Consider the following 23348-nt stretch of genomic DNA (forward strand, 5'->3'; position numbering starts at 1 on the left):
TCGATGGCCATCGACTGTGGCTTGCCATGCCGGGCGGTTTTCCCGGTCGCCAGCGGCCGGAAGGGCACAACCCCGATGGTATGATTGCGCGTCAAAGTTCAACCAGGACAGAACACCCGTGCGACTTACATCCATCAAGCTTTCCGGATTCAAATCGTTTGTCGATCCGACCAATTTCCAGGTGCCCGGCCAACTCGTCGGCGTGGTCGGACCGAACGGCTGTGGCAAATCCAACATCATCGACGCGGTGCGCTGGGTGCTGGGCGAGTCCAAGGCGTCGGAGCTGCGCGGCGAGTCGATGCAGGACGTTATTTTCAATGGCTCGACCAACCGCAAGCCGGCCGGGCGCGCTTCCGTGGAACTGGTGTTCGACAACAGCGATGGCAAGGCCGCCGGTCAGTGGAGCCAGTACGCCGAAATCGCGGTCAAGCGCACGCTGACCCGTGACGGCACCTCGACTTATTACATCAACAACCAGTCCGTGCGTCGGCGGGACATCCAGGACATTTTCCTTGGCACCGGCCTCGGGCCGCGCGCCTACGCGATCATCGGGCAGGGCATGATTTCCCGCATCATCGAGGCGCGCCCTGAAGAGCTGCGCATCTTCCTCGAAGAGGCGGCCGGCGTCTCCAAATACAAGGAACGCCGCCGGGAGACCGAAAACCGCCTGCATGACACGCGCGAGAACCTGCAACGGGTGGAAGACATCCTGCGGGAACTGAATGCCAACCTGGAGAAGCTGCAGGGCCAGGCCGCCGTAGCCCAGCGTTTCCATGAACTGCAGGGCGACCAGGAGGAGAAACAGAAGCTGCTGTGGCTGCTGCGCAAGAACGAAGCCAAAGCCGAGCAGGACAAACACTTCCGCGAAATCGAAAAGGCGCAGGTCGACCTGGAAGAGCAGACCGCAAAGCTGCGCCACGTCGAAACCGAACTTGAGCACATGCGGCAGTCGCATTACGCCGCCGGCGACCGCTTGCACCAGGCCCAGGGCCACCTGTACCAGACCAATGCCGAGATCGGTAGCCTGGAAGCGCAGATCAAATTCGTGATCGAGTCTCGCAGCCGCCTGCAGTCGCAGCTTAACTCGCTGACGGCGCAGCGCGACCAGTGGCAGCGCCAGGGCCGGCAGCACCAGGATGACCTGGCTGAAGCTGAGTTGCACCTGGAAGAGCATGCGATGCTGGTCGAAGAAACGCAGCAATCGGCGCAGCAGCAACAGGAGCAGCTGCCGGCGCTGGAGCAGGCATGGCGCGAAGCGCAGTTGAAGACCACCGAGTCGCGCAGCCGCATCATGCAGGTCCAGCAGCAGATCGAGCTGGAGTCAACGCACCAGCGCAATGCATCGAACATCCTGGCCAATCTCGCGGTCCGGCGCGAGCGCCTGTCGCAGGAGCAGGGTGGACTGCAGGCCCCTGACACCGCCCATCTCTCCAACCTGCGCATGCAGATGGAGGAAAAGCAGGTATCGCTGGAAGAAGCGACGATGCAGCTGGAGGAGGCGCAGGAACGGCAGCCGGCACTGGAACAAGAGCGCCGCCAGGCGCAGGAGCAGGTCAATGCCGAAACCGCCGCCAATGCGCAGCTGGAAGCGCGGCTGACGGCGCTCAAGCAGCTGCAGGAGAGCGTGCAGTCGCAGGGCAAGGTGCAGCCGTGGCTGAAAAAGCACGAGCTCGACGGCCTGCCGCGCTTGTGGCAGAAGCTGCACATCGAACAGGGATGGGAAACCGCGCTGGAAGCCGTGCTGCGCGAGCGCACCTCGGCGCTGGAAATGTCCAACCTGGATTGGGCAAAGGCGTTTTTCAACGACGCGCCGCCGGCCAAGCTGGCCTTGTATTCCCCGAACCCCGGCGCCGCCGCCGTTGCAGCCGCAGAAGCGCCGGCCGGCCTCAAGCCGCTGCTCAACTTGTTGCAGCTGAACGATCCCGGCCTGCGGGTGCTGATGCAGGACTGGCTGCACAACGTGTTCGTGGCGGATGACGCGGCATCTGCCTTCCTGGACCGCGTGAAGCTGCCGGCCGGCGCCAGTTTCGTGACCCGCCAGGGCCACGTCGTCGCCCGTTCCAGCGTGCGTTTCCATGCGCCCGATTCGGAGCAGGAAGGCATGCTGGCGCGGCAGCAGGAAATCGAGAACATCACGCGGCAGTTGCGGGCACAGCAGATGCTGGCCGACGAAGCCCGCACGCGCTCGGTGCGTGCAGAAGCAGCGTTGTCGCACGGCGTCCAGCGCCTGCAGGAAATGCGCCAGCGGGCCGCCACCCTGACCCAGGCCGCGCATGCGCTGCAGATCGAGGTGATGCGCCAGACGGAAGTGCAGGAGCGCTTCAACCAGCGCAGCACCCAGATTGCCTCCGACCTTGCCGAGATCGCGGCGCAGGAAGCCGAGCAGCAGCAGGCCAGAGCCGAGTCGGAAGCGCGCTTCGAACAGCTTGACATGGACCTGGCCGAAATCCAGGAACTGCACGAGCAGGGACAAACCGATTACCTGTCACGCGAGCAGCAATTGAACGGCGCGCGCGAGCGTTTGCGCGAACTCGAACGGCGCGCCCAGGAAGCCGGGTTTGCCGAGAAGGCGCACCGTAGCCGGATCGAGGAACTCAAGCGCAGCATTGCCACCGCACAGGAGCAGGCGGCGCAGTTGTTTGCCAGCATGGAGCAGGGCCATCTGGAACTGGAGAACCTGGATGACCAGGCGGCGCAGGCCGGCCTGCAGAGCCTGCTGGACAAGCGCACCGACCAGGAGCGCGCGCTGGCCGATGCGCGTCATGAGCTGGACCAGCTGGCACAGAAGCTGCGTCACCACGAAGAGTCGCGCATGCAGTCCGAGCGCAGCCTGCAGCCGATGCGCGACCGCATCACCGAGCTGCAACTCAAGGAGCAGGCAGCGCGCCTGAACCAGGAGCAGTACGCGCAGCAACTGGCCGAAGCGCAGGCAGACGAAGCAGCGCTGGCTGAAAAACTGACCGGCGACATGCGGGCGCCGTGGCTGCAGGGCGAAGTGACGCGCCTGAACAATGCGATTGCCGCGCTGGGGCCGGTCAACCTGGCCGCCCTGGACGAATTGCAGACGGCGTCTGAGCGCAAGAATTTCCTCGACGCGCAGAATGCCGACCTGACCGAAGCAATGACCACGCTGGAAGATGCCATCCACAAGATCGACAAGGAAACCCGCGACCTGCTGCAGGACACCTTCGACCAGGTGAACAAGCATTTCGGCGAACTGTTCCCGATCCTGTTCGGCGGCGGCAACGCGCGCCTGACCATGACTGGCGAAGAGATACTGGATTCAGGCGTGCAGGTGATGGCCCAGCCGCCGGGCAAGAAAAACGCCACGATTCACCTGCTGTCCGGTGGCGAAAAGGCCCTGACCGCGACGGCGCTGGTGTTCTCCATGTTCCAGCTCAATCCGGCGCCATTCTGCCTGCTGGACGAGGTGGATGCGCCGCTGGACGACGCCAATACCGAGCGCTTCTGCAACATGGTCAAGCGCATGTCCACGCAGACCCAGTTCCTGTTCATTTCGCATAACAAGATTGCGATGGAGATGGCGCAGCAGTTGATCGGCGTGACCATGCAGGAGCAGGGTGTGTCGCGGATCGTGGCGGTGGATATGGAGTCGGCGGCGCATTTTGTCGGGGAGCCGGAGGTGGCCTGATGGCGGGCCACGCCGTTCAGGTGATGAATTGCTGCGGGTGTTCGCGCCCTTTCCAGGGCTGGTCATTGACCGGATCCGTGGATGAGTGGTTTTTCGGGTTTGCGGCTTTTGGCTTGCGGTTCGTTTGGCTGGGCTTGATGGTTGTGGTTGTGAAGCCGGGAGACACCCCGGCGGGTGTGTAACTTTCTTTTGGAAAAGAAAGTCACCAAAGAAAGCAGAGTCAAAACCCACTTGGCCAACGCCCGCCTCGATAGCCAACCAGACGCGGACGCCTGGGCCGAACCAGTGCGGCGTTCGCGAGGAATGTCCGGCCACACGTTCGCCTCTGACCGGGATCAGCCAACCCGCTTCAATGCCGCCGACCGCACACCACCGCTCGTTGACTCCCAATTGTTTTCGAAGCCACTAATTGGCGCTTGAGGTCAGGTTTCCAGGGGGGGGCGAGCAATTCAGGGGGATTTTCTGCAGGACTTTGCCTATCTTGAACAGATTCCCTCCGTCGCCTGTTTGAAGCTTCGAAAACCATTAAGAGTCAACGGTGCGCTGGGCATCGGTATAAGACACTTCATGGGTTTGGCTGATTAGGTAAGCGGCACACAGCCGAGGGATCATCACTCGCGAACGTCGCACTGGATTAGCCCAGACATCCGCGTCTGGTTGCCGTTCGGACCCGGCGTTGGCCAAGTGGGTTTTGACCTGCTTTTCTTTGGTTCCTTTCTTTTTTTAAAAGAAAGGAACACACCCGCCGGGGTGTCTCCCGGCTTCACAACCACAACCATCAAACCCAGCCAACCGAACCGCAAGCCAAAGAGCCGCAAGCCAAAGAGCCGCAAGCCAAAGAGCCGCAAAACCACGGGTACGGGCAAGGACTACCCTAAATCAAATCCGCTCCGACCGCGCCATCGCAGCCCGCCTCTGATAGTAGGCCACATTCTGCTGCGCCTCCCGAACCCGCTTCTGTTCGACATCTGCGCAGATCAGGAAGTGGTCTTCCGCGCGCCGCAGCCACCAGCGCCGGACCTGCCGCAGCATGGGGCTCAGCGATAGCATTGTCAGTTCCTGCAGTTTGTATTCCTTGAGCTGGGACACGGCTACCTCCGCTATGCAGTGTGGGGTAGATTCATCTTAGTTGCCGGACCCCGGATTGTATTGATTACAGTCAACTGTCGTTGCGACCGGTTTCCATGCCGGAAAGCCGGGTTTTTCACTCTGAAAAGCGGCGCTTCCCGGCTTGACAAGTTTGCAGCGCAACACTTACCCTAGCCCGATTACACGCCCCCGCGCGCGCAAGAGCGTAGCCAGACCAGATGAGATTCCGCGCATACCTCGTTCCCCCTGTGCAGAACATTGCGGCCGTACCCCATTCCCACGTGACGCCATGCCGCCTTTCCGGCCGCGTCACTACCCGCGAGACCAAAGCAGCATGACCGAACTCCAACTCAGTCTGATCGCCATCGGCAGCTCGATCGTCATTGGCGTCATCTCCTATAACAAGTGGCAGGAATACAAGGCAAGGAAAAGCGTCGAGCGCGCTTTTTCGTCCGCGCCTGAAGACGTGCTGATGCGCGATACCGCGCCGGCTTCCGGCCAGCGCCGCGAGCCGCAGCTTGACGATGCCGCTCCGCAAGAAGGATCGGACGAGCATCCGGCCGTAGCCGAGGGCGAGGCGCCCGTGGACGTGGCCGGCAATGCCGCACCAGACCGTGCGCGCCAGCCGCAAAAAGCGCTGCCCGTCGATGAACTGATCGACTGCGAAATCGCGATCGAACTTGAAGGCCCGGTCCGGGGCGAGAAAGTGCTGCCCGCGCTGCAGGGACTGGGCCATGTGGGCAGCAAGGCGGTGCACTACATCGGGCAAGCGGAGGATGGCCAATGGGAGCCGGTTGCCACCGGCGGCGTCTACACCACGTTGCGTGCCGGCGTGCAGATGGCCAACCGCTCCGGCAGCCTGAACGAGATCGAGTTCTCGGAAATCGTGACCCGGTTGCGGCAGGTTGCGGACGAGATCGGCGGCGAGCCGTTCGCGCCGGACATGACCGATGTGATGGCCACGGCACGCAACCTGCATCAGTTCGTGGCGGACCACGACGCCCAACTCGGCGTCAACGTGCAGTCGCGCGGCGCGCCGTGGTCGATCGGTACTTTGCTGGCAGCGCTTGAGCGCCATGGATTCGACCTGCGGCCCGACGGCCGGCTGGTGATGCAGGATGGCGACAGCGGCGTACTGTTTTCGCTGTCCACCAACGTGACGCTGGCCGAGGAGAGCACCACCCGGCTGACGTTGCTGCTTGACGTCCCGCGGGTTGCGCCCGACCGCGATGGTTTCGGCGCGATGGTCGCCTGTGCGCGCATGCTTGCCGGCCGCCTTGACGGCGTGGTGGTTGACGACGCCGGGCAGCCGCTCGCGGATGCAGCGCTGGCCGAGATCGCCGGCCAGGTTGCCGGCTTTTACGCCGAGATGGAAGCCGCCGACATTCCAGCCGGCTCGGTACGCGCGCTGCGCTTGTTCAGCTAACACTGGCGGCGCAACATGAGCGAGCCAGACCTGTTTTCCCTGGTGCAGGCTGAACCGGGTTCGGCTGCGCCGGCCAAACGCGCGGCCTGGCTGCGGGCCGAACTGAACCGCCACAACCACGCCTATTACGTACTCGACCAGCCCACCATACCGGACGCCGAGTACGATGCGCTGTTCCGCGAATTGCAGGTGCTGGAACAGGACCATCCGGAGCTGGCATCGGCCGATTCGCCCACCCGGCGCGTCGGCGCACCGCCTCTGCCGCAGTTCGAGACGGTCACCCATGCGGTGCCCATGCTGTCGATCAACAACGGGTTTTCCGACGAAGACATCATTGCATTCGACCGGCGCGTGCGCGACGGACTGAAAACCACGGACGAAGTGGAATATGCGGCCGAGTTGAAGTTCGACGGCCTGGCGATCAACCTGCGTTACGAGGATGGACTGCTGGTGCGCGCCGCAACCCGCGGTGACGGTGCGACTGGCGAGGACGTCACGACCAACATCCGTACCGTGCGCAGCATTCCGCTGCGCTTGCTGACCGACAATCCGCCACGGGTAATCGACGTGCGCGGCGAAGTGCTGATGTTCAAGGCCGACTTTGCGCGGCTGAACGCGCGCCAGCGCGAAGCAGGGCAGCGCGAATTCGTCAATCCGCGCAATGCAGCGGCAGGCAGCCTGCGCCAGCTCGATTCGCGCATCACGTCGCAGCGAAGCTTGCGCTTTTTTGCCTATGGCATAGGCTTCCTGGAAGGGGCGGAAATGCCGCCCACGCATGCAGCATTGCTGGACTGGTATGCGCAGCTGGGCGTGCCGGTTTGCAGCGAACGGGCTGTGCTCACGGGAGCGCAGGGTTTGCTGGCGTTCTACCGCGACATCGGACAGCGCCGTCCGGGCCTGCCCTACGACATCGACGGCGTTGTGTACAAGGTGAACCGGCTGGAGGAGCAGCAGAAGCTCGGCTTCGTGTCGCGTGCGCCGCGCTTCGCGCTGGCGCACAAATTCCCGGCCGAGGAAGCAACTACCGTGGTGCAGGACATCGTCGTGCAGGTCGGTCGCACCGGCGCCATTACGCCAGTGGCACGCCTGGCGCCGGTATTCGTCGGCGGGGTGACGGTCACCAATGCCACGCTGCACAACGAAGACGAGGTGCGGCGCAAGGATATCCGGATCGGCGACACCGTGATAGTGCGGCGCGCGGGCGACGTGATTCCGGAAGTCGTGGCGCATGTGCCGGAGCGGCGACCGGCAGATGCACGCGAGTTCCAGATGCCCGTAAATTGCCCGGTGTGCGGTTCTCCCATCGTCCGCCTGGAAGATGAAGCGGTCGCACGCTGTTCAGGTGGATGGATAAAGTGCGGCGCGCAGCGCAAGGGCGGCCTGTTGCATTTCGTGTCGCGCCGGGCAATGGATGTGGAAGGACTGGGTGACCAGCTGGTCGAACAACTGGTGGACAAACACGTCATCACGACGGCGGCCGACCTGTACAAGCTGGGGCTGTCGGCGCTGGTCGAGCTGGAACGGATGGCGCAAAAATCTGCGCAGAACGTGCTCGACGCGCTGGAAAAATCAAAATCGACCACCCTGGCGCGTTTCATCTACGCCCTTGGCATCCGCCATGTCGGCGAATCGACGGCCAAGGAACTGGCGCGTCATTTCGGCCGGCTGGACGAAGTGATCCAGGCCAGCGAGGAGCGGCTGCTGGAAGTTGCCGACATCGGCCCGGTGGTGGCGCGTTCGGTGCGCAGCTTTTTTGCCGATCCGCTCAACATCGAACTGGTCGAGCAATTGCGTGCCGCTGGTGTGCACTGGCCGGAAGGCGAGTCCCACGCCGCCGTCCCCAAGCCCTTGCAGGGCAAGGTATTCGTGCTGACGGGCACCTTGCCAACGCTGACGCGGGATGAAGCCGCAGCACTGATCGAAGCGGCCGGCGGCAAGGTGTCCGGATCGGTATCGAAAAAGACAAGTTATGTCGTTGCCGGCGAAGAAGCCGGCAGCAAGCTCGCCAAGGCACAGGAACTGGGTGTCACCGTACTGGACGAGGATGGCTTGAATCAACTTCTAGGGGAAGAATAATGAAGAAAATTCGCAAGGCAGTGTTTCCGGTTGCCGGCCTCGGTAGCCGCTTTCTGCCGGCAACCAAGGCGCAGCCCAAGGAAATGCTGCCCATCGTCGACAAGCCGCTGATCCAGTATGCGGTGGAAGAAGCTGTCGCAGCCGGCATTACCGAGATGGTATTCATCACCGGCCGCAACAAGCGCGCGATCGAAGATCATTTCGATAAGGCCTATGAGCTGGAGGCCACCCTCGAAGCGGCCGGAAAGGAAGCGCTGCTGGATCTGGTCCGGCATGTGATCCCCAAGCATGTCTCCTGTATTTTCATCCGGCAGGCGGAGCCTCTGGGTCTAGGACACGCGGTCTTGTGTGCCAGGCCGGTGGTCGGCGACGAGCCTTTCGCCGTGTTGTTGGCAGATGACTTCATGGACGTGCCGGAGGGCACCCCGCCGGTAATGGCGCAGATGACCGCGCTGTATGAGTATGAACAGGCAAATATCCTTGCGGTGCAGGATGTTCCGCGAGCGCAGACACGCCAGTACGGCATTGTCTCGTCCACGCCTTACAAGACCAATATCGAGCAGGTCAACGCCATCGTCGAGAAGCCGGATCCGGAGCACGCGCCATCGACGCTGGCCGTGGTCGGGCGCTATGTGCTGCAGAGCCGCATCTTCAACCATCTGGAAAACCTCGGCCACGGCGCCGGCGGCGAGATCCAGCTGACCGACGGCATTGCGGCCTTGATGAAGGAGCAGCGCTTGCTGGCCTACCGCTACCAGGGCACGCGTTACGACTGCGGTTCCAAGCTCGGCTACCTGAAGGCAACGCTGGCGATGGGTCTCAAGCACCCGGAGACGGGCGCTGCCTTCGCCGAGTACCTGAAGGAAATGCAGCTTTGAGCGTGCGCGAAATCCTGCGCATGGGCGACGCCCGCCTGCTGCGGCAGGCCGAGCCCGTGACGGCATTCGGCACGCCGGAACTGGATGCGCTGATTGCAGACATGTTCGAGACCATGCACGCTGCCGAAGGGGCCGGCCTGGCCGCGCCCCAGATCGGCGTCAACCTGCAATTGGTGATCTTTGGTTTCCGGCAGAACACGCGTTATCCGGATGCGCCCGAGGTGCCGGAAACGGTGTTGATCAATCCGGTGATCACGCCGCTCGACGCGCATATGGAAGAGGGCTGGGAAGGGTGTTTGTCGGTGCCCGGATTGCGTGGCATGGTGCCGCGCTTTACCCGCCTGCGTTACCGCGGGTACGACCAGGCCGGGAATGTGATTGACCGCGAGGCCGAGGGCTTCCATGCGCGGGTGGTGCAGCATGAATGCGACCACCTGGATGGGGTGCTGTATCCGATGCGGATACGGGATTTCACCAAGTTCGGATATACGGATATCCTGTTTCCGGGGCTTGATGCAGTCGACGATTAGGGGGCAGTAGAAAAATTCGCCTGGAATGCTCCCTCCCTTTCAAGGCTGAGCCTTACCCCTATCCGTGGGTGAGTGGTTTTGCGGCTTTTTGGCTTGCGGGTGGTGTGGCTGGGTTTGGTGTTTGTGGTTGTGAAGCCGGGAGACACCCCGGCTGGTGTGTTCCTTTCTTTTAGAAAAAGAAAGGAACCAAAGAAAAAACGTCAAAACCCACTTGGCCAACGCCTGCCTCGATAGCCAACCAGACTCGGACGCCTGGGCCGAACCATTGCGGCGTTCGCGAGGGAGGTCCTGCCACACGTTCGCCGCTGACCGGGATCAGTCAACCCGCTTCAATGCCGCCGACCGCACACCACCGCTCGTTGACTCCCAATGTCTTTCGAAGCCGCTAATTGGCTCGTGAGGTTGGGTTGCCAAGGGCGCGGGTATCCCCGGGAGCAACTGCGGTGCTCTGCCTTTCGTGGAACAGACCCGTCGCTTGTTTGAAGCTTCGAAAAAAATTAAGAGTCAACGGTGCGCCGGGCATCGGTATAAGACACTTCGCCGGGTTGGCTGACTAGGTAAGCCGCACAAAGCCGAGGGACCATCTCTCGCGAACGTCGCACTGGATTAGCCCAGACATCCGAGTCTGGTTGGCTATCGAAGCGGGCGTTGGCCAAGTGGGTTTTGACCTTCTTTTCTTTGGTTCCTTTCTTTTTTCAAAAGAAAGGAACACACCCGCCGGGGTGTCTCCCGGCTTCACAACCACAAACACCAAACCCAGCCACTCCAACCGCAAGCCAGAGAGCCACAAATCCACAAAACCGCTCAACCACGGTTATGGGTAATGCTCAGCCTTGAAAGGGAGGGAGCGATGAAGTCGATCAGCCCTGACCCTCTTGCTGCGGCGGAAAAACATTGACGATCAATGCAAATGCGTCGGTGCTTCCGCCACATTTTCCGGCATCTCCGCATGCACCAGCTCCGCATCCTGGTCGGCAAACAACGGCGAACCGCAGTCGTCGCAGAACTCCATCGGAAAAATCTCCGCGTGATGCTTGATGTCGGCGATGCCGTTTTCGCGCAGCAGGGTGATGATCTGCTGGATCGGCGTCTGCTCCTCGCTGATCACCGGCTTGCCGGAGATCAGGTCGCGCGCCATCAGGCTGTCCAGCGGCTCTTCCTCGCCGCTCTCTTCTCCGTACAGCGGCCAGACTATGCCGTAGACCAGCTCGCCATCCTGCTTCAAGGAAAAGCCGATGCGGTATTCGTCGATCCGGCCACCGGACTCTGCGCTGCTGAATCCGGCAATGATCGCCGACAGTGCGGTCGCTTCAATCGACAGCAGCTGCGTCAGGTAATGCACGGCGGCGTGAACGGAGATCGGGCGGATGCGTTTGTCACCCTCGCGGCAGGCGACGAAGTAGGCTTCTGGCAGCAGCAGTTCGACGGCGCAGCCTGGCATCAGGCGTTCGATGTTGGGGATGGTCTGGCTTTGCCACTGCTGATAGGCATTCGCCCGGGCTGCGGCCAGGTCGGTGCCCGCCGGCTCGGGGGCTTGCCAGCGGAAGAAGGGACCCTGCGGCGCGGTAACCACTGCGGCCAGCAGATAGCGGGTGTCGGCCAGGAACGGCGCCGTCTGCTGCGGATTTGCTGCCAGCCGGACCGGCTTGCCGTCCACCGCTGCGACAGCCATCTTTTGCAGCAGCGAGTAGGTTTCCGCATGAGTGCGCGGAAGCTGGTCTATGGAATACAGGGCCGGCGCCAGCGCCAGCCGGGTATCGGCGGCCAGCAGGTGGGCGTACATGTGCGCCGACAGGGTGTTGAGCATGTCCGCCGGTACTGGGCCGGAGGGAATGTTATAGCGGGTCCAGGCGAGGACAGGCACGGCAACCAGCAGCGCCTCCCAGGTTTTGCCATCGTGTTCGAGCGTGCAACTCTCGCTGGCCGATTCGGCCGAATCCATCAGGGCGTCATAGGCAGCTGGATCATGCTGGAACAGATGGTCCAGCGCGCTATCGATGGTTTGCTGATGGCCGGTGACCATCTGCTTGTGCAACACGGCGTCGAGTTGGCGCTCCCAGAGTCGTTCCTCGATGCGGCTGCCGGCGGCCAGCGTTGCTTGTGCAAGCTGGATCAGCCGCTGGCTTTCGCCCGAGGGCTTGTGGGATCTTGCTTTACCGGGACGGCGCATGGTCAGTGGGGCGGGGAATTATTGTTCGAAGCGTATTGTAGTGCCGCCTGCGGGGCTTGTCCCGTTACCAAATAAAAAAGCCGCGCACTGCACACTGCATGCGCGGCTGCAACTTTTGACACGTGCCAGCCAGCGGACTTACCTGGTGGCAGCAGCGGGTGCGGCGGTTGGTGCTGGGGCAGGTGCTGGGGCAGGTGCAGGTGCTGCGGTCGGAGCAGGAGCCGAATCGGGCGCGGAAGATGTCGGCACGCCGTGCCCCGCTTCACCCTGCATGTCAATTTTGTCGCCGCCCTTCATGATCAGAAACAGCGCCAGGAGGGAAAAGACGATGAACCCCACTGCAATCTTCCACATAGAATCTCCACAGAAACAAGCGCGGCGAAGTTGATCGCCAGCATCAAAAAAAAACGCCGCGGAAAGCGGCGTCGATCCTGCTGCAGCATAGCGCCGCATGCTTACGGCTTGCTTGCGGTCGCGCACGCACGGCGTGCGCGACCGCAATTACTGCTTACGCCGCGCGTGCAGCGTCGGGCGCGTCGGCCAACAACTGGCGCAGCACGAACGGCAGGATGCCGCCGTGACGGTAGTAGTCGACTTCGATCGGCGTGTCGATGCGCAACAGTACCTGGACTTCCCGGGTGCTGCCGTCGGCACGGTGGATCACGAGCGTCGCACGTTGCTGCGGCGTGATCTCGTTTTCGAGGCCTTTCAGGTCGTAGGTCTCGTTGCCGGTGATGCCAAGGCTGTCCACGCTGTCGTCGCCGATGAATTGCAGCGGCAGCACGCCCATGCCAACCAGGTTGGAACGGTGGATCCGTTCGAACGAACGGGCAAACACTGCCTTCACGCCCAGCAGCTGGGTGCCCTTGGCAGCCCAGTCGCGCGACGAGCCGGTGCCGTATTCTTCGCCAGCGAAGATCATGGTCGGCACGCCGCTGTCGATGTACTTCATGGCGGCGTCGTAGATCGACATTTCCGTACCTTCCGGCTGGTACAGGGTGATGCCGCCTTCGACGCGGGAACCGTCCGGCTTGGCCGGGACCATCAGGTTCTTGATGCGGACGTTGGCAAACGTGCCGCGCATCATCACCTCATGGTTGCCGCGGCGCGAGCCGTACGAGTTGAAGTCGGCCTTCAGCACGCCGTTTGCCTTCAGCCAGACGCCGGCCGGGCTCGATTCCTTGATGGAACCGGCAGGGGAGATGTGGTCGGTGGTGATCGAGTCGCCGAACACGCCGAGCGCGCGCGCACCGCTGATGCCGGTCGCTGCCGCGGCCGGCTGCATGGAAAAGTCCTGGAAGAAAGGAGGCTCCGCAATGTAGGTCGATTTCGGCCAGTTGTAGACTTCGCCGGTAGCCACGCCCTTGATCCCCTGCCACAGCTTGCCCGGGTTGTCCTTCACCTCGGCATAATTTTCCTTGAACACTTTGGCGTTCATCGCGAAGCGCATCAGCTTGTTGATTTCCTTGGTGGTCGGCCAGATGTCGCCCAGGAAGATGTCGCGTCCGCCTTTACCCTTGCCGACCGGCTCGGTCATCAGGTCTTTCAGCATGGTTCCGGCGATCGCATAGGCGACCACCAGCGGTGGCGAGGCCAGGAAGTTGGCACGCAGGTTCGGATGGATGCGCGCTTCGAAATTGCGGTTGCCCGACAGCACGGCGGCCGCAACGACGTCGTTCTTGACGATCGCTTCGTTGAGTTCGCTGGTCAGGTCACCGGCGTTGCCGATGCAGGTGGAGCAGCCGTAGGAAGTGACCGCAAAGCCCAGCTTTTCCAGGTAGGGCAGCAGGCCTGCTGCTTCCAGGTACTTGGTGACGACGCGCGATCCGGGCGCCAGCGAGGTCTTGATGTGCGGCGAGACCTTGAGGCCGGCTTCGACCGCTTTCTTGGCCAGCAGCCCGGCTGCCAGCAGCACGCTCGGGTTGGAGGTGTTGGTGCACGAGGTGATCGAAGCGATCAGCACGTCGCCGTTCCTGAGCTTGACGCCGTCGGTGGTCTCGTACACGGCAGGCAGGTCTTCCGCCTTCTTGTTGAAGCCGTTTTCAGAGGCCGGGCTGGAGAACAGCGTGGCGAAGTTGGACTTCACATTGCCGATCTCGATGCGGTCTTGCGGACGCTTCGGGCCAGCCAGCGACGGCGCCACGGTGCCGAGGTCGAGGCTGACCACGCTGCTGTAGTCGATCTCGCCTTCTTTCGGAACGCCGAACATTTTCTGCGCGCGGAAATAATTTTCGAACGCGTCGATCTCGGACTTGCTGCGGCCGGTGCCGCGGAAATAGTCGATGGTCGATGCGTCGATCGGGAAAAAGCCCATGGTCGCGCCGTATTCAGGCGCCATGTTGCCGATGGTCGCGCGGTCGGTCGGCGACAGGAACTCCGTGCCTTCGCCGAAGAATTCGACGAACTTGCCGACGACTTTTTCCTTGCGCAGCATTTCGGTGATGGTCAGCACCAGGTCGGTTGCCGTCACGCCTTCACGCAGGCGTCCGGTCAGGTTCACGCCAACCACGTCCGGGGTCAGGAAATACACCGGCTGGCCCAGCATGCCGGCTTCTGCCTCGATGCCGCCCACACCCCATGCCACGACGCCGACGCCGTTGATCATGGTGGTGTGCGAGTCGGTACCGACCAGCGAGTCGAAGTAATAGACGTCATCCTTCTTGTGGACGCCGCGTGCGAGGTACTCAAGGTTGACCTGGTGCACGATGCCGAAGCCGGGAGGCACGACGCCGAAGGTGTCAAATGCCTGCATGCCCCACTTCATGAACTGGTAGCGCTCGTTGTTGCGCTGGAATTCCAGCTTCATGTTCAGGTCGAGCGCCTTCTTCGTGCCGTAGTGGTCGATCTGCACCGAGTGGTCGACCACCAGGTCGACCGGCACCAGCGGTTCGATATTTTTCGGATTCTTGCCCGCGGCGGCGGCCACGCCACGCATGGCGGCCAGGTCGGCCAGCAGGGGCACGCCGGTAAAGTCCTGCAGCACGACGCGTGCGACAACGAACGGAATCTCGTCAGTGCGCGGCGCGTTCGGCGCCCAGTTTGCCAGCTGGCGCACGTGCTCTTCGGTCACTTTCTTGCCGTCGCAGTTGCGCAGCACCGACTCCAGCACGATACGGATCGAGACCGGCAGCCGGGAGATATCGACGCCCAGCGTTTTTCCCAGGGCCGGGAGCGAGTAGAACTTTCCTTTGCGGGAACTGCTGACCTTGAAGTCCTTCAGCGTTTTCAGGATGTTGCGAGACATGACCTCTCCTTGGTTTGCATATCAATACGGTTGTGAATTTTGTGATCTTGTTCTGCTCATGGCCCGGCAATGCCAAGGTGTCGACGACGCTTATTTTTTCGCTTCCGTGATCAGCAGTTGCGGCTGCGCCGGTTCCTGCGGGCCTGACTGGGCTACCACCTGGGCCTGGCTGCGGCATTCATTCGCCAGCTGCTGGCCGCGCTTCGAATCGAGCAGCATGCCCTTGGCCGGAATGCCGATCCATACCAGGCCATGCTTGCGGCTTTCGAAGCGGTTTGCGCCGGTGGTCGTTTCCACCCGATGCATGCGCAGCAGATGCTTTTTCCAGCGCATGCCGATGTGGCTGTTGTCGTCGGCGTTCTCGTAGAGCGTGACTTTGTCGCCATGGGCGCACTGCAGATCGGTCACGCTCGATTTGGCGACGTCCAGGTCCTTGTCATCTTCCAGGGCCGGGCCCTGTTCCTTGTTGTCGGCTTTGTTCGACTTGACCGTCTTTTTCTGCGCCTTTGCCTGCGGCTTGGCCGGGGGCGAGGATTGCGCCATCGCGACCGGAGTGAATGCGGCGAATGCGGCGCCCAGCATCAGGGCATTGAGGACTGATTTCATGGCGATTGTCTCCTTGTAGGTTCGCCGGGGAAAGCCAGCCTGGGTGCGGCGGTCGCAGCCGTCGTCTTCGTGCAGGCAGGGGGAAGGGGCGACTGCGAGCCGGGGCAATTGCACCGTTGTCGTCGAAGCTCTTGTTGCAGGGCGCGCGCAACACTGTTGCATGCGTGGTGCCGGTTCGTAAGCCGGACTGCCCTGGAAGAAGAACTTGAACATGCGCATTGAGTTGGGCTACTGCTGTTCGATGGAATGCCGTCGGGCACAGGTGATGGATCGGCTCGGGACAGGTTTGGTGCGAAGCTGCCGGCGCACGCGCCGGCAGCATTACTCTACTACGCTACTGCTGTCAGCCGACCAGATGCTTGACGCCGTCGCGCTCTTCCTGCAACTCTTTCAGCGTCAGGTTGATGCGCTCTTGCGAAAAAGCGTCGATTTCCAGTCCTTGCACGATCTTGTATTCGCCGTTCTCGGTCGTGACCGGGTAGCCGAACATGGTGCCTTCAGGAATGCCGTAGGAACCGTCCGACGGGATGCCCATCGTGGTCCACTTGCCGTTGGTGCCCAGCACCCAGTCGCGAACGTGGTCGATCGCCGCATTCGCTGCCGATGCCGCCGACGACAGTCCGCGTGCTTCGATGATCGCTGCGCCACGCTTGCCGACGGTCGGCAGGAACACGTCCTTGTTCCAGACCTGGTCGTTGATCAGGTCCTTGACCGATTGGCCGTCAGCGGTCGCAAAACGGTAGTCGGCGTACATGGTCGGCGAGTGGTTGCCCCAGACGCACAGCTTTTCGATTGCGGAGACGGGCTTGCCGATCTTGGCCGCGACCTGCGACAGTGCGCGGTTGTGGTCCAGGCGCAGCATGGCGGTGAAATTCTTCGATGGCAGGCTCGGCGCCGATTTCATCGCGATGTAGGCATTGGTATTGGCCGGATTGCCGACCACCAGCACCTTGATATTACGCGAGGCGACGGCGTCCAGCGCGCGGCCCTGCACCGTGAAGATCTGTGCGTTGGCTTCCAGCAGGTCCTTGCGTTCCATTCCGGGGCCGCGCGGACGGGCGCCGACCAGCAGGGCAACGTCGGCATCCTTGAATGCGGTCATCGGGTCGCTGTGCGCGCTCATCCCGGCCAGCAGAGGGAAGGCGCAGTCGTCGATTTCCATCATGACGCCCTTCAGTGCCTTCTGCGCCTTTTCGTCCGGGATCTCCAGCAACTGCAGGATGACCGGTTGGTCCCGGCCGAGCATGTCGCCGTTGGCGATGCGGAACAGCAGGGAGTAACCGATCTGTCCGGCGGCGCCGGTGACGGCCACGCGCATTGGGGCTTTAGCCATGTTGAATCTCCAAAGTGGTGTGGAAAATAATAAGCGATGCGTGAGGTGCTATGTCTGGTGCTATGTGGGGTGCTGACGAAATCGGGCTGCGATGCTGGCGATGCTTGTTCGCGGGAACGAACTTATTCGCGGGAACGAATAATGATACCGGTGAAAACATGTCGCGTCAGCCTGAATGCGTGGTGAAGTGGGCGCCACGGCCTGCCGGCCATTGCGCCGGAGGCGGCGGGGAAAAGTTGCCGCGAGTGTAGGCCGGCGAGGGCACTCTGTCAACGCTTATCTTATGTCTTATATAAGACATATTACCCCCACTTTTTTCTGGACGGCAAACGGCCTTTTATGGTCAAATGCCAATCATGAGTGTCGCCCCTTCGCATCTGACGAATTCCCCTGTTTTGGCTGCTGGCACCGGACATTCCTCCTCTGGCAGTTCGCCGACTTTCAGCCCCTTGTACCAGCAGATCAAGGCCCTGATCACCAGGAGCCTGCAGTCGGGCGAGTGGAAGCCTGGCGAGCTGATTCCGAGCGAAGTTGAACTGGCTGCCCGTTACAAGGTCAGCCAGGGCACCGTGCGCAAGGCGATCGACGAGCTTTCGGCCGAGAACCTGGTGGTGCGCCGGCAGGGCAAGGGCACCTTCGTCGCTACCCACCATGAGGCCCGGGCCCAGTTCCGCTTCCTGCGCCTGATGCCGGATACCGGCGAGCCCCATCCGGCGGAAAATCGCGTCATCGAGGTCAAACGGCTGCGGGCGCCGGCGGAAGTGGCGCGCCTGCTTGACCTGCGTGCCGGCGACTCCGTCATTTTCATCAAGCGGGTCCAGTCTTTCGACGGCGTGCCGATCATACTTGACGAGCTGTGGCTGCCCGGACTCCTGTTCAAGGGCCTGACCACCGAGCGGCTGGTTGAATACAAGGGCCCGATGTACGGACTGTTCGAGACCGAGTTCGGCACCCGCATGATCCGGGCCACCGAGCGCATCCGCGCGGTCGCGGCCGACGAGGCTGTCGCCGGCCTGCTTGGCGTAGCATCCGGTACGCCGCTGCTCTCGGTCGAGCGGGTGTCCTACACTTATGGAGACAAACCGGTCGAAGTGCGGCGCGGGTTGTACCATACGGAGAATCACCACTATCAAAACGAGCTCGGCTAGCAGTATAGTCGGGCGCAGCTTTGTGCCGGATCATCAAGAAGTATTGGTGCGGTGCATGAAAATAGGCGAAAATTGCAAAGTTTCGATTTCGAGGGGCAAGCATGTCAGAAGCAGTAAAAAAAGAAAGGCCACAGTTCCGGAACATCCATATCACGCAGATCGTGCGATACCGGATGCCGCTGGCCGCAATCGTCTCGATCCTGCATCGCGTCAGCGGCGCACTGATCTTCCTTCTTCTTCCATTCATCCTGTTCCTGCTCGACAAGAGCCTGACCTCTGAAATCTCCTTCGATTATTTCAAGGGCTTCCTGTCGCTCTGGTTCGTCAAGCTGGTGGTGCTGGCCTTGTCCTGGGGCTACCTGCATCATTTCTGCGCCGGCATTCGCCATCTGCTGCTCGACGTCCATGTTGCCGGCACCAAGGAAGGCGCCCGCAAGACTGCGGTGGCCACGCTCGGCGTCAGCCTTTTCCTGACCGCGCTGGTCGCACTGAAACTGTTTGGAGCATTCTGAAGATGGCGCATACACCTGACAATATCGGACCGCGTCGACTCGTCGTCGGCGCGCATTACGGCACCGCCGACTGGCTGGCGCAACGCCTGACCGCCATCGTGATGGCCGCTTACACGCTGGTACTGCTGGTCTCGTTCCTGTTCGCCGGCGACATCGGCTACGAGTCGTGGGCCGGCATGTTTGCCCGTCAATGGTTCAAGCTGTTCAGTTTCGTAGCGCTGCTCTCGTTGTTCTATCACGCCTGGGTCGGCATGCGTAATGTCTGGATGGATTACGTCAAACCGGTCGTCCTGCGCCTGATCCTGCAATTGGCCACCATCGCGTGGCTGGTTGGATGTGCCGCATGGGCGGCTCAGATTCTCTGGAAAGTCTAATCGTGGCAGCAATCAAATCCTCTCTCCCCGTGCGTCGTTTCGACGCAGTCATCGTCGGCGCCGGCGGTTCCGGCATGCGCGCTTCCCTGCAACTGGCGGAAGCCGGCCTGAATGTCGCCGTGCTGTCCAAGGTGTTCCCGACCCGTTCCCATACCGTTGCCGCCCAGGGCGGCATCGGCGCCTCGCTCGGTAACATGACCGAGGACAGCTGGTACTGGCACATGTTCGACACCGTCAAGGGTGGCGACTATCTCGGTGACCAGGACGCGGTGGAATTCATGTGCCGCGAGGCCCCGAAGGTCGTCTATGAGCTGGAACACTTCGGCATGCCGTTCGACCGTAATCCGGACGGCACCATTTACCAGCGTCCGTTCGGTGGCCACACGGCCAACTTCGGCGAGAAGCCCGTGCAGCGCGCTTGCGCCGCGGCCGACCGCACCGGCCACGCGATGCTGCACACGCTGTACCAGCGCAACGTCCGCGCTCGCACCCATTTCTTCGTCGAGTGGATGGCGATCGACCTGATCCGCGATGCCGACGGCGACGTGCTGGGCGTGGTTGCGCTCGAGATGGAAACCGGTGATGTCATGATCCTGGAAGCGAAGACCACGATCTTCGCAACCGGTGGTGCCGGCCGCATCTGGGCTGCATCGACCAATGCCTTCATCAATACCGGCGACGGCATGGGCATGGCGGCACGCGCCGGGCTGCCGCTGGAAGACATGGAATTCTGGCAGTTCCACCCGACCGGCGTAGCCGGCGCCGGCGTGCTGATCACCGAAGGCGTGCGCGGCGAAGGCGGCATCCTGATCAACAGCAATGGCGAGCGCTTCATGGAGCGTTACGCGCCGACGCTGAAGGACCTGGCGCCGCGTGACTTCGTGTCGCGTTCGATGGACCAGGAGATCAAGGAAGGCCGCGGTTGCGGTCCGAACAAGGACCACGTGCTGCTCGACCTGCGCCACATCGGCGCCGACACGATCAAGAAGCGCCTGCCGTCGATCCTCGAAATCGGCCACAAGTTCGCCAACGTCGACGCCACCCGCGAGCCGATTCCGGTCGTGCCCACCATCCACTACCAGATGGGCGGCATTCCCACCAATATCTACGGCCAGGTGGTCGCGCCCAAGAACGGCAATCCGAACGAGATCGTCAACGGCATGTATGCCATCGGCGAATGCGCTTGCGTCTCGGTGCACGGTGCCAACCGTCTCGGCACCAACTCGCTGCTCGACCTGCTGGTATTCGGCCGTGCTGCCGGCAACCATGTGGTGGCCAGCAACCTCAAGGCACGCAGCCACAAGCCGCTGCCGGCTGATGCTGCCGACCTAGCGCTGTCGCGCCTGGACCGGCTCGAAACCAGCACCGGTTCCGAGCGTGTGCAGGATGTCGCCAACGGCATTCGCCAGTCCATGCAGCATTACTGCGGCGTGTTCCGCACGCAGGAACTGCTCGACGGCGGCGTCAAGGCCATCATGGAAATGGACGAGCGCCGCAAGCACGTCTCATTCAAGGACAAGTCCAAGGTATTCAATACCGCCCGCGTGGAAGCGCTCGAGCTTGACAACCTGATCGAAGTGGCCAAGGCGACCATCGTCTCCGCCGCTGCGCGCAAGGAGTCCCGCGGCGCGCATGCGCACCGCGATTTCGAGGCGCGCGACGACGAGAACTGGATGAAGCACTCGCTGTTCTATTCCGAAGGCAACCGCCTGGACTACAAGCCTGTGATCACCAAGCCGCTGTCGGTCGAGACCTTCAAGCCTAAAGCACGCACCTTCTAAGAGATTTGAATATGGCACGCACGCTGAAATTCCAGATTTACCGCTACGATCCGGACAAGGACGCCAAGCCCTACATGCAGGACCTCACGGTCACCCTGCAGGACACCGACAAGATGCTGCTCGACGCGCTGATGCGCATCAAGTCCGACGTCGACGACTCGCTGGCGCTGCGCCGCTCGTGCCGCGAAGGCGTGTGCGGGTCGGACGCGATGAATATCAATGGCAAGAACGGCCTGGCCTGCACGACCAACCTGAACGAGCTCTCGGAGCCGATCGTGCTGCGTCCCTTGCCCGGCTTGCCTGTCATTCGCGACCTGATCGTCGACATGACGAACTTCTTCAAGCAATACCACTCGATCAAGCCGTTCCTGGTCAATGAGTCGATTCCTCCCGAGAAAGAGCGGCTGCAAACGCCGGCTGCACGGGAAGAGCTCGACGGGCTGTACGAATGCATCCTGTGCGCGTGCTGCTCGACCTCGTGCCCGTCTTTCTGGTGGAATCCGGACAAGTTCGTCGGCCCGGCTGGCCTGCTGCAAGCGTATCGCTTCATCGCCGACGACCGCGACCAGGCGACAGGCGAGCGCCTGGACAACCTGGAAGATCCGTACCGGCTGTTCCGCTGCCACTCGATCATGAATTGCGTCGACGTTTGCCCCAAAGGGCTGAACCCGAACCAGGCAATCGGCAAGATCAAGGAATTGCTGGTTCGTCGCGCTGTTTAATTGTTATCTGGCGGAGCCTCGGGTTCCGCTGTTTCCCGGTTCCAGATCATGTCGCAGACCCACCAATCAGATCCCGCACGACGCGCCCGCCTGCGCTGGCGCAGCCGCAGGGGATTGCTGGAGAACGACCTGATCCTGACGCGATTCCTGGATGCGCACGAGTCAGCACTGACAGACGAGGAAGTTGACGCTTTCACCCGCCTGATGGAGTTGTCCGACAATGATCTGATGGGCCTGCTGCTGGCCAGTCAGGAACCCGAAGGCGAGCTTGACTTGCCGCAGGTGCGCAGCTTGCTGGTGCGGCTGCGCTCGGCATGAGCAGTTCCGGGTCGTCGTCGTGAACCGATAGAGTTTTGTTGTACTGCCGCTTACTACAAGAAATAAGGAACATCCATGAACAAATCTGACGCCAAAGCCACGCTGTCGTTCGCCGACGGCTCGCCATCGGTGGAGTTTCCCGTCTACAAAGGGACGATTGGTCCCGATGTCGTGGATATCCGCAAACTGTACGGCGCTACCAGCAAATTCACCTACGATCCGGGTTTCATGTCGACCGCATCGTGCAATTCGTCGATCACCTACATTGACGGCGACAAGGGCGAATTGCTGTATCGCGGCTATCCGATCGAGCAGCTGGCGGTGAACTGCGACTTCCTCGAAACCTGCTACCTGCTGCTGAACGGCGAGCTGCCGAACCAGGGCCAGAAAGACCAGTTCGTCGGCACCGTCACCAATCACACGATGGTGCACGAGCAGATGCAATTCTTCTTCCGCGGTTTCCGTCGTGACGCGCACCCGATGTCGGTGTTGGTCGGCACGGTCGGCGCACTGGCCTCGTTCTACCATGACTCGCTCGACATCAACGATCCGCACCATCGCGAAGTGTCGGCGATTCGCCTGATCGCAAAGATGCCGACGCTGGTGGCGATGGCATACAAGTATTCGGTCGGCCAGCCCTTCGTGTACCCGCAGAACGACCTGTCCTACAGCGCGAACTTCATGCGCATGATGTTCTCCACGCCGTGCTCGCCGTACAAGGTGAACGACGTGCTGGTGCGCGCGCTCGACCGCATCCTGATCCTGCACGCGGATCATGAGCAAAACGCGTCGACCTCGACCGTTCGGCTGGCCGGTTCTTCCGGCGCCAACCCGTTCGCCTGTATCGCTGCCGGCATCGCCTGCTTGTGGGGCCCGGCACACGGCGGCGCCAACGAAGCGGCGCTGAACATGCTGCGCGAGATCGGTTCGGTCGACAAGATCGGCGAATTCGTCAAGCAGGTCAAAGACAAGAATTCGGGCGTCAAGCTGATGGGCTTTGGCCATCGCGTGTACAAGAACTACGATCCGCGCGCCAAGCTGATGCGCGAAACCTGCCACGAAGTGCTGGCTGAACTGGGCCTGGAAAACGACCCGCTGTTCAAGCTGGCGATGGCGCTGGAAAAGGTTGCGCTGGAAGACGAATACTTCGTCAGCCGCAAGCTGTATCCGAACGTCGACTTCTACTCCGGCATCGTGCAGTCGGCACTGGGTATCCCGGTCTCACTGTTTACCGGCATCTTCGCGATGGCGCGCACCGTCGGCTGGATCGCGCAGTGGAACGAGATGATTTCCGATCCCGAGCAAAAGATCGGCCGTCCGCGCCAGTTGTATGTGGGCCCGACCCAGCGCGACGTTCCTGCCATGAAGCTGCGTGCTTGAGTTGCGTCCTGTCCGGATCTGATCCGGCATGAAAAAAGCGGGCTTCGGCCCGCTTTTTTTACGTCAGGGCAGGACGGACGTGGTCGCTGCGACAAAAAGCCCGGGAGCC

General features: G+C 61.9%; 18 protein-coding genes. 12 read left to right on the plus strand and 6 right to left on the minus strand.

The features are described 5' to 3' along the window. Positions 1-118 precede the first annotated feature (118 nt). The gene (gene smc, locus FVE66_RS11545; RefSeq protein ID WP_151447568.1) at positions 119-3652 is read left to right on the plus strand and encodes a chromosome segregation protein SMC; all 3534 of its coding nucleotides are present in this window, start codon (positions 119-121) and stop codon (positions 3650-3652) included. Between the two features lie 879 nt (positions 3653-4531). Here the strand turns inward: smc and FVE66_RS11550 are convergent. Beyond that, a complete protein-coding gene (locus FVE66_RS11550; protein ID WP_151447569.1) occupies positions 4532-4741 on the minus strand; it encodes a hypothetical protein in 210 nt (69 codons plus the stop codon). Positions 4742-5075: 334 nt separating this feature from the next. Between FVE66_RS11550 and FVE66_RS11555 the strand changes: the two genes are divergently transcribed. The 4 genes from FVE66_RS11555 to def are packed head-to-tail and all read left to right on the plus strand — an operon-like array spanning position 5076 to position 9651. Continuing rightward, positions 5076-6167, plus strand: coding sequence for a cell division protein ZipA C-terminal FtsZ-binding domain-containing protein (locus FVE66_RS11555; protein WP_151447570.1), 1092 nt, complete (start codon positions 5076-5078; stop codon positions 6165-6167). A 15-nt stretch (positions 6168-6182) separates the two neighbouring features. After that, complete coding sequence (gene ligA / locus FVE66_RS11560; protein WP_151447571.1) at positions 6183-8243, plus strand: NAD-dependent DNA ligase LigA; 2061 nt, start codon at positions 6183-6185, stop codon at positions 8241-8243. Continuing rightward, positions 8243-9121: a UTP--glucose-1-phosphate uridylyltransferase GalU gene (gene galU / locus FVE66_RS11565; RefSeq protein WP_151447572.1), complete on the plus strand. Its 879-nt coding sequence runs from the start codon at positions 8243-8245 to the stop codon at positions 9119-9121. The genes ligA and galU overlap by 1 nt, the downstream gene beginning before the upstream one ends. Continuing rightward, entirely contained in the window at positions 9118-9651 is a 534-nt protein-coding gene (def, locus tag FVE66_RS11570; protein ID WP_151447573.1) for a peptide deformylase, read from the plus strand. Before galU ends, def begins: the two co-directional genes overlap by 4 nt. Positions 9652-10552: 901 nt before the next feature. Here the strand turns inward: def and FVE66_RS11575 are convergent. The 5 genes from FVE66_RS11575 to FVE66_RS11595 form a co-directional block, all read right to left on the minus strand. After that, positions 10553-11821 (minus strand): DUF2863 family protein, encoded by a 1269-nt coding sequence (locus tag FVE66_RS11575; protein ID WP_151447574.1) that lies wholly within the window; start codon positions 11819-11821, stop codon positions 10553-10555. A 138-nt stretch (positions 11822-11959) separates the two neighbouring features. Next, entirely contained in the window at positions 11960-12274 is a 315-nt protein-coding gene (locus FVE66_RS11580; RefSeq protein ID WP_338325385.1) for a hypothetical protein, read from the minus strand. A gap of 55 nt (positions 12275-12329) precedes the next feature. Continuing rightward, entirely contained in the window at positions 12330-15065 is a 2736-nt protein-coding gene (gene acnA / locus FVE66_RS11585) for an aconitate hydratase AcnA (RefSeq protein ID WP_151447575.1), read from the minus strand. Positions 15066-15155: 90 nt separating this feature from the next. After that, positions 15156-15671 carry a hypothetical protein gene (locus FVE66_RS11590; RefSeq protein ID WP_151447576.1) on the minus strand — a complete coding sequence of 172 codons (516 nt, stop codon included), beginning with the start codon at positions 15669-15671 and terminating at the stop codon, positions 15156-15158. A 343-nt stretch (positions 15672-16014) separates the two neighbouring features. Further along, entirely contained in the window at positions 16015-17004 is a 990-nt protein-coding gene (locus FVE66_RS11595) for a malate dehydrogenase (RefSeq protein ID WP_151447577.1), read from the minus strand. A gap of 356 nt (positions 17005-17360) precedes the next feature. Between FVE66_RS11595 and FVE66_RS11600 the strand changes: the two genes are divergently transcribed. From FVE66_RS11600 to gltA, 7 genes are all read left to right on the plus strand, one after another. After that, the gene (locus FVE66_RS11600) at positions 17361-18152 is read left to right on the plus strand and encodes a GntR family transcriptional regulator (RefSeq protein ID WP_151447578.1); all 792 of its coding nucleotides are present in this window, start codon (positions 17361-17363) and stop codon (positions 18150-18152) included. Between the two features lie 101 nt (positions 18153-18253). Further along, a complete protein-coding gene (gene sdhC / locus FVE66_RS11605; RefSeq protein WP_151447579.1) occupies positions 18254-18664 on the plus strand; it encodes a succinate dehydrogenase, cytochrome b556 subunit in 411 nt (136 codons plus the stop codon). A gap of 2 nt (positions 18665-18666) precedes the next feature. Next, positions 18667-19038, plus strand: a complete 372-nt coding sequence (gene sdhD, locus FVE66_RS11610) for a succinate dehydrogenase, hydrophobic membrane anchor protein (protein ID WP_151447580.1) — start codon at positions 18667-18669, stop codon at positions 19036-19038. A 2-nt stretch (positions 19039-19040) separates the two neighbouring features. Beyond that, positions 19041-20819 (plus strand): succinate dehydrogenase flavoprotein subunit, encoded by a 1779-nt coding sequence (gene sdhA, locus FVE66_RS11615; protein ID WP_151447581.1) that lies wholly within the window; start codon positions 19041-19043, stop codon positions 20817-20819. Between the two features lie 11 nt (positions 20820-20830). Continuing rightward, positions 20831-21541: a succinate dehydrogenase iron-sulfur subunit gene (locus tag FVE66_RS11620; RefSeq protein WP_151447582.1), complete on the plus strand. Its 711-nt coding sequence runs from the start codon at positions 20831-20833 to the stop codon at positions 21539-21541. Positions 21542-21589: 48 nt separating this feature from the next. Next, positions 21590-21859, plus strand: a complete 270-nt coding sequence (locus tag FVE66_RS11625) for an FAD assembly factor SdhE (RefSeq protein ID WP_151447583.1) — start codon at positions 21590-21592, stop codon at positions 21857-21859. Positions 21860-21934: 75 nt separating this feature from the next. After that, positions 21935-23239, plus strand: a complete 1305-nt coding sequence (gene gltA, locus FVE66_RS11630) for a citrate synthase (RefSeq protein ID WP_151447584.1) — start codon at positions 21935-21937, stop codon at positions 23237-23239. Positions 23240-23348 lie beyond the last annotated feature (109 nt).

It is taken from the genome of Lacisediminimonas profundi, from assembly GCF_008831265.1.
In the GTDB taxonomy this organism is placed as follows: domain Bacteria; phylum Pseudomonadota; class Gammaproteobacteria; order Burkholderiales; family Burkholderiaceae_D; genus Lacisediminimonas; species Lacisediminimonas profundi.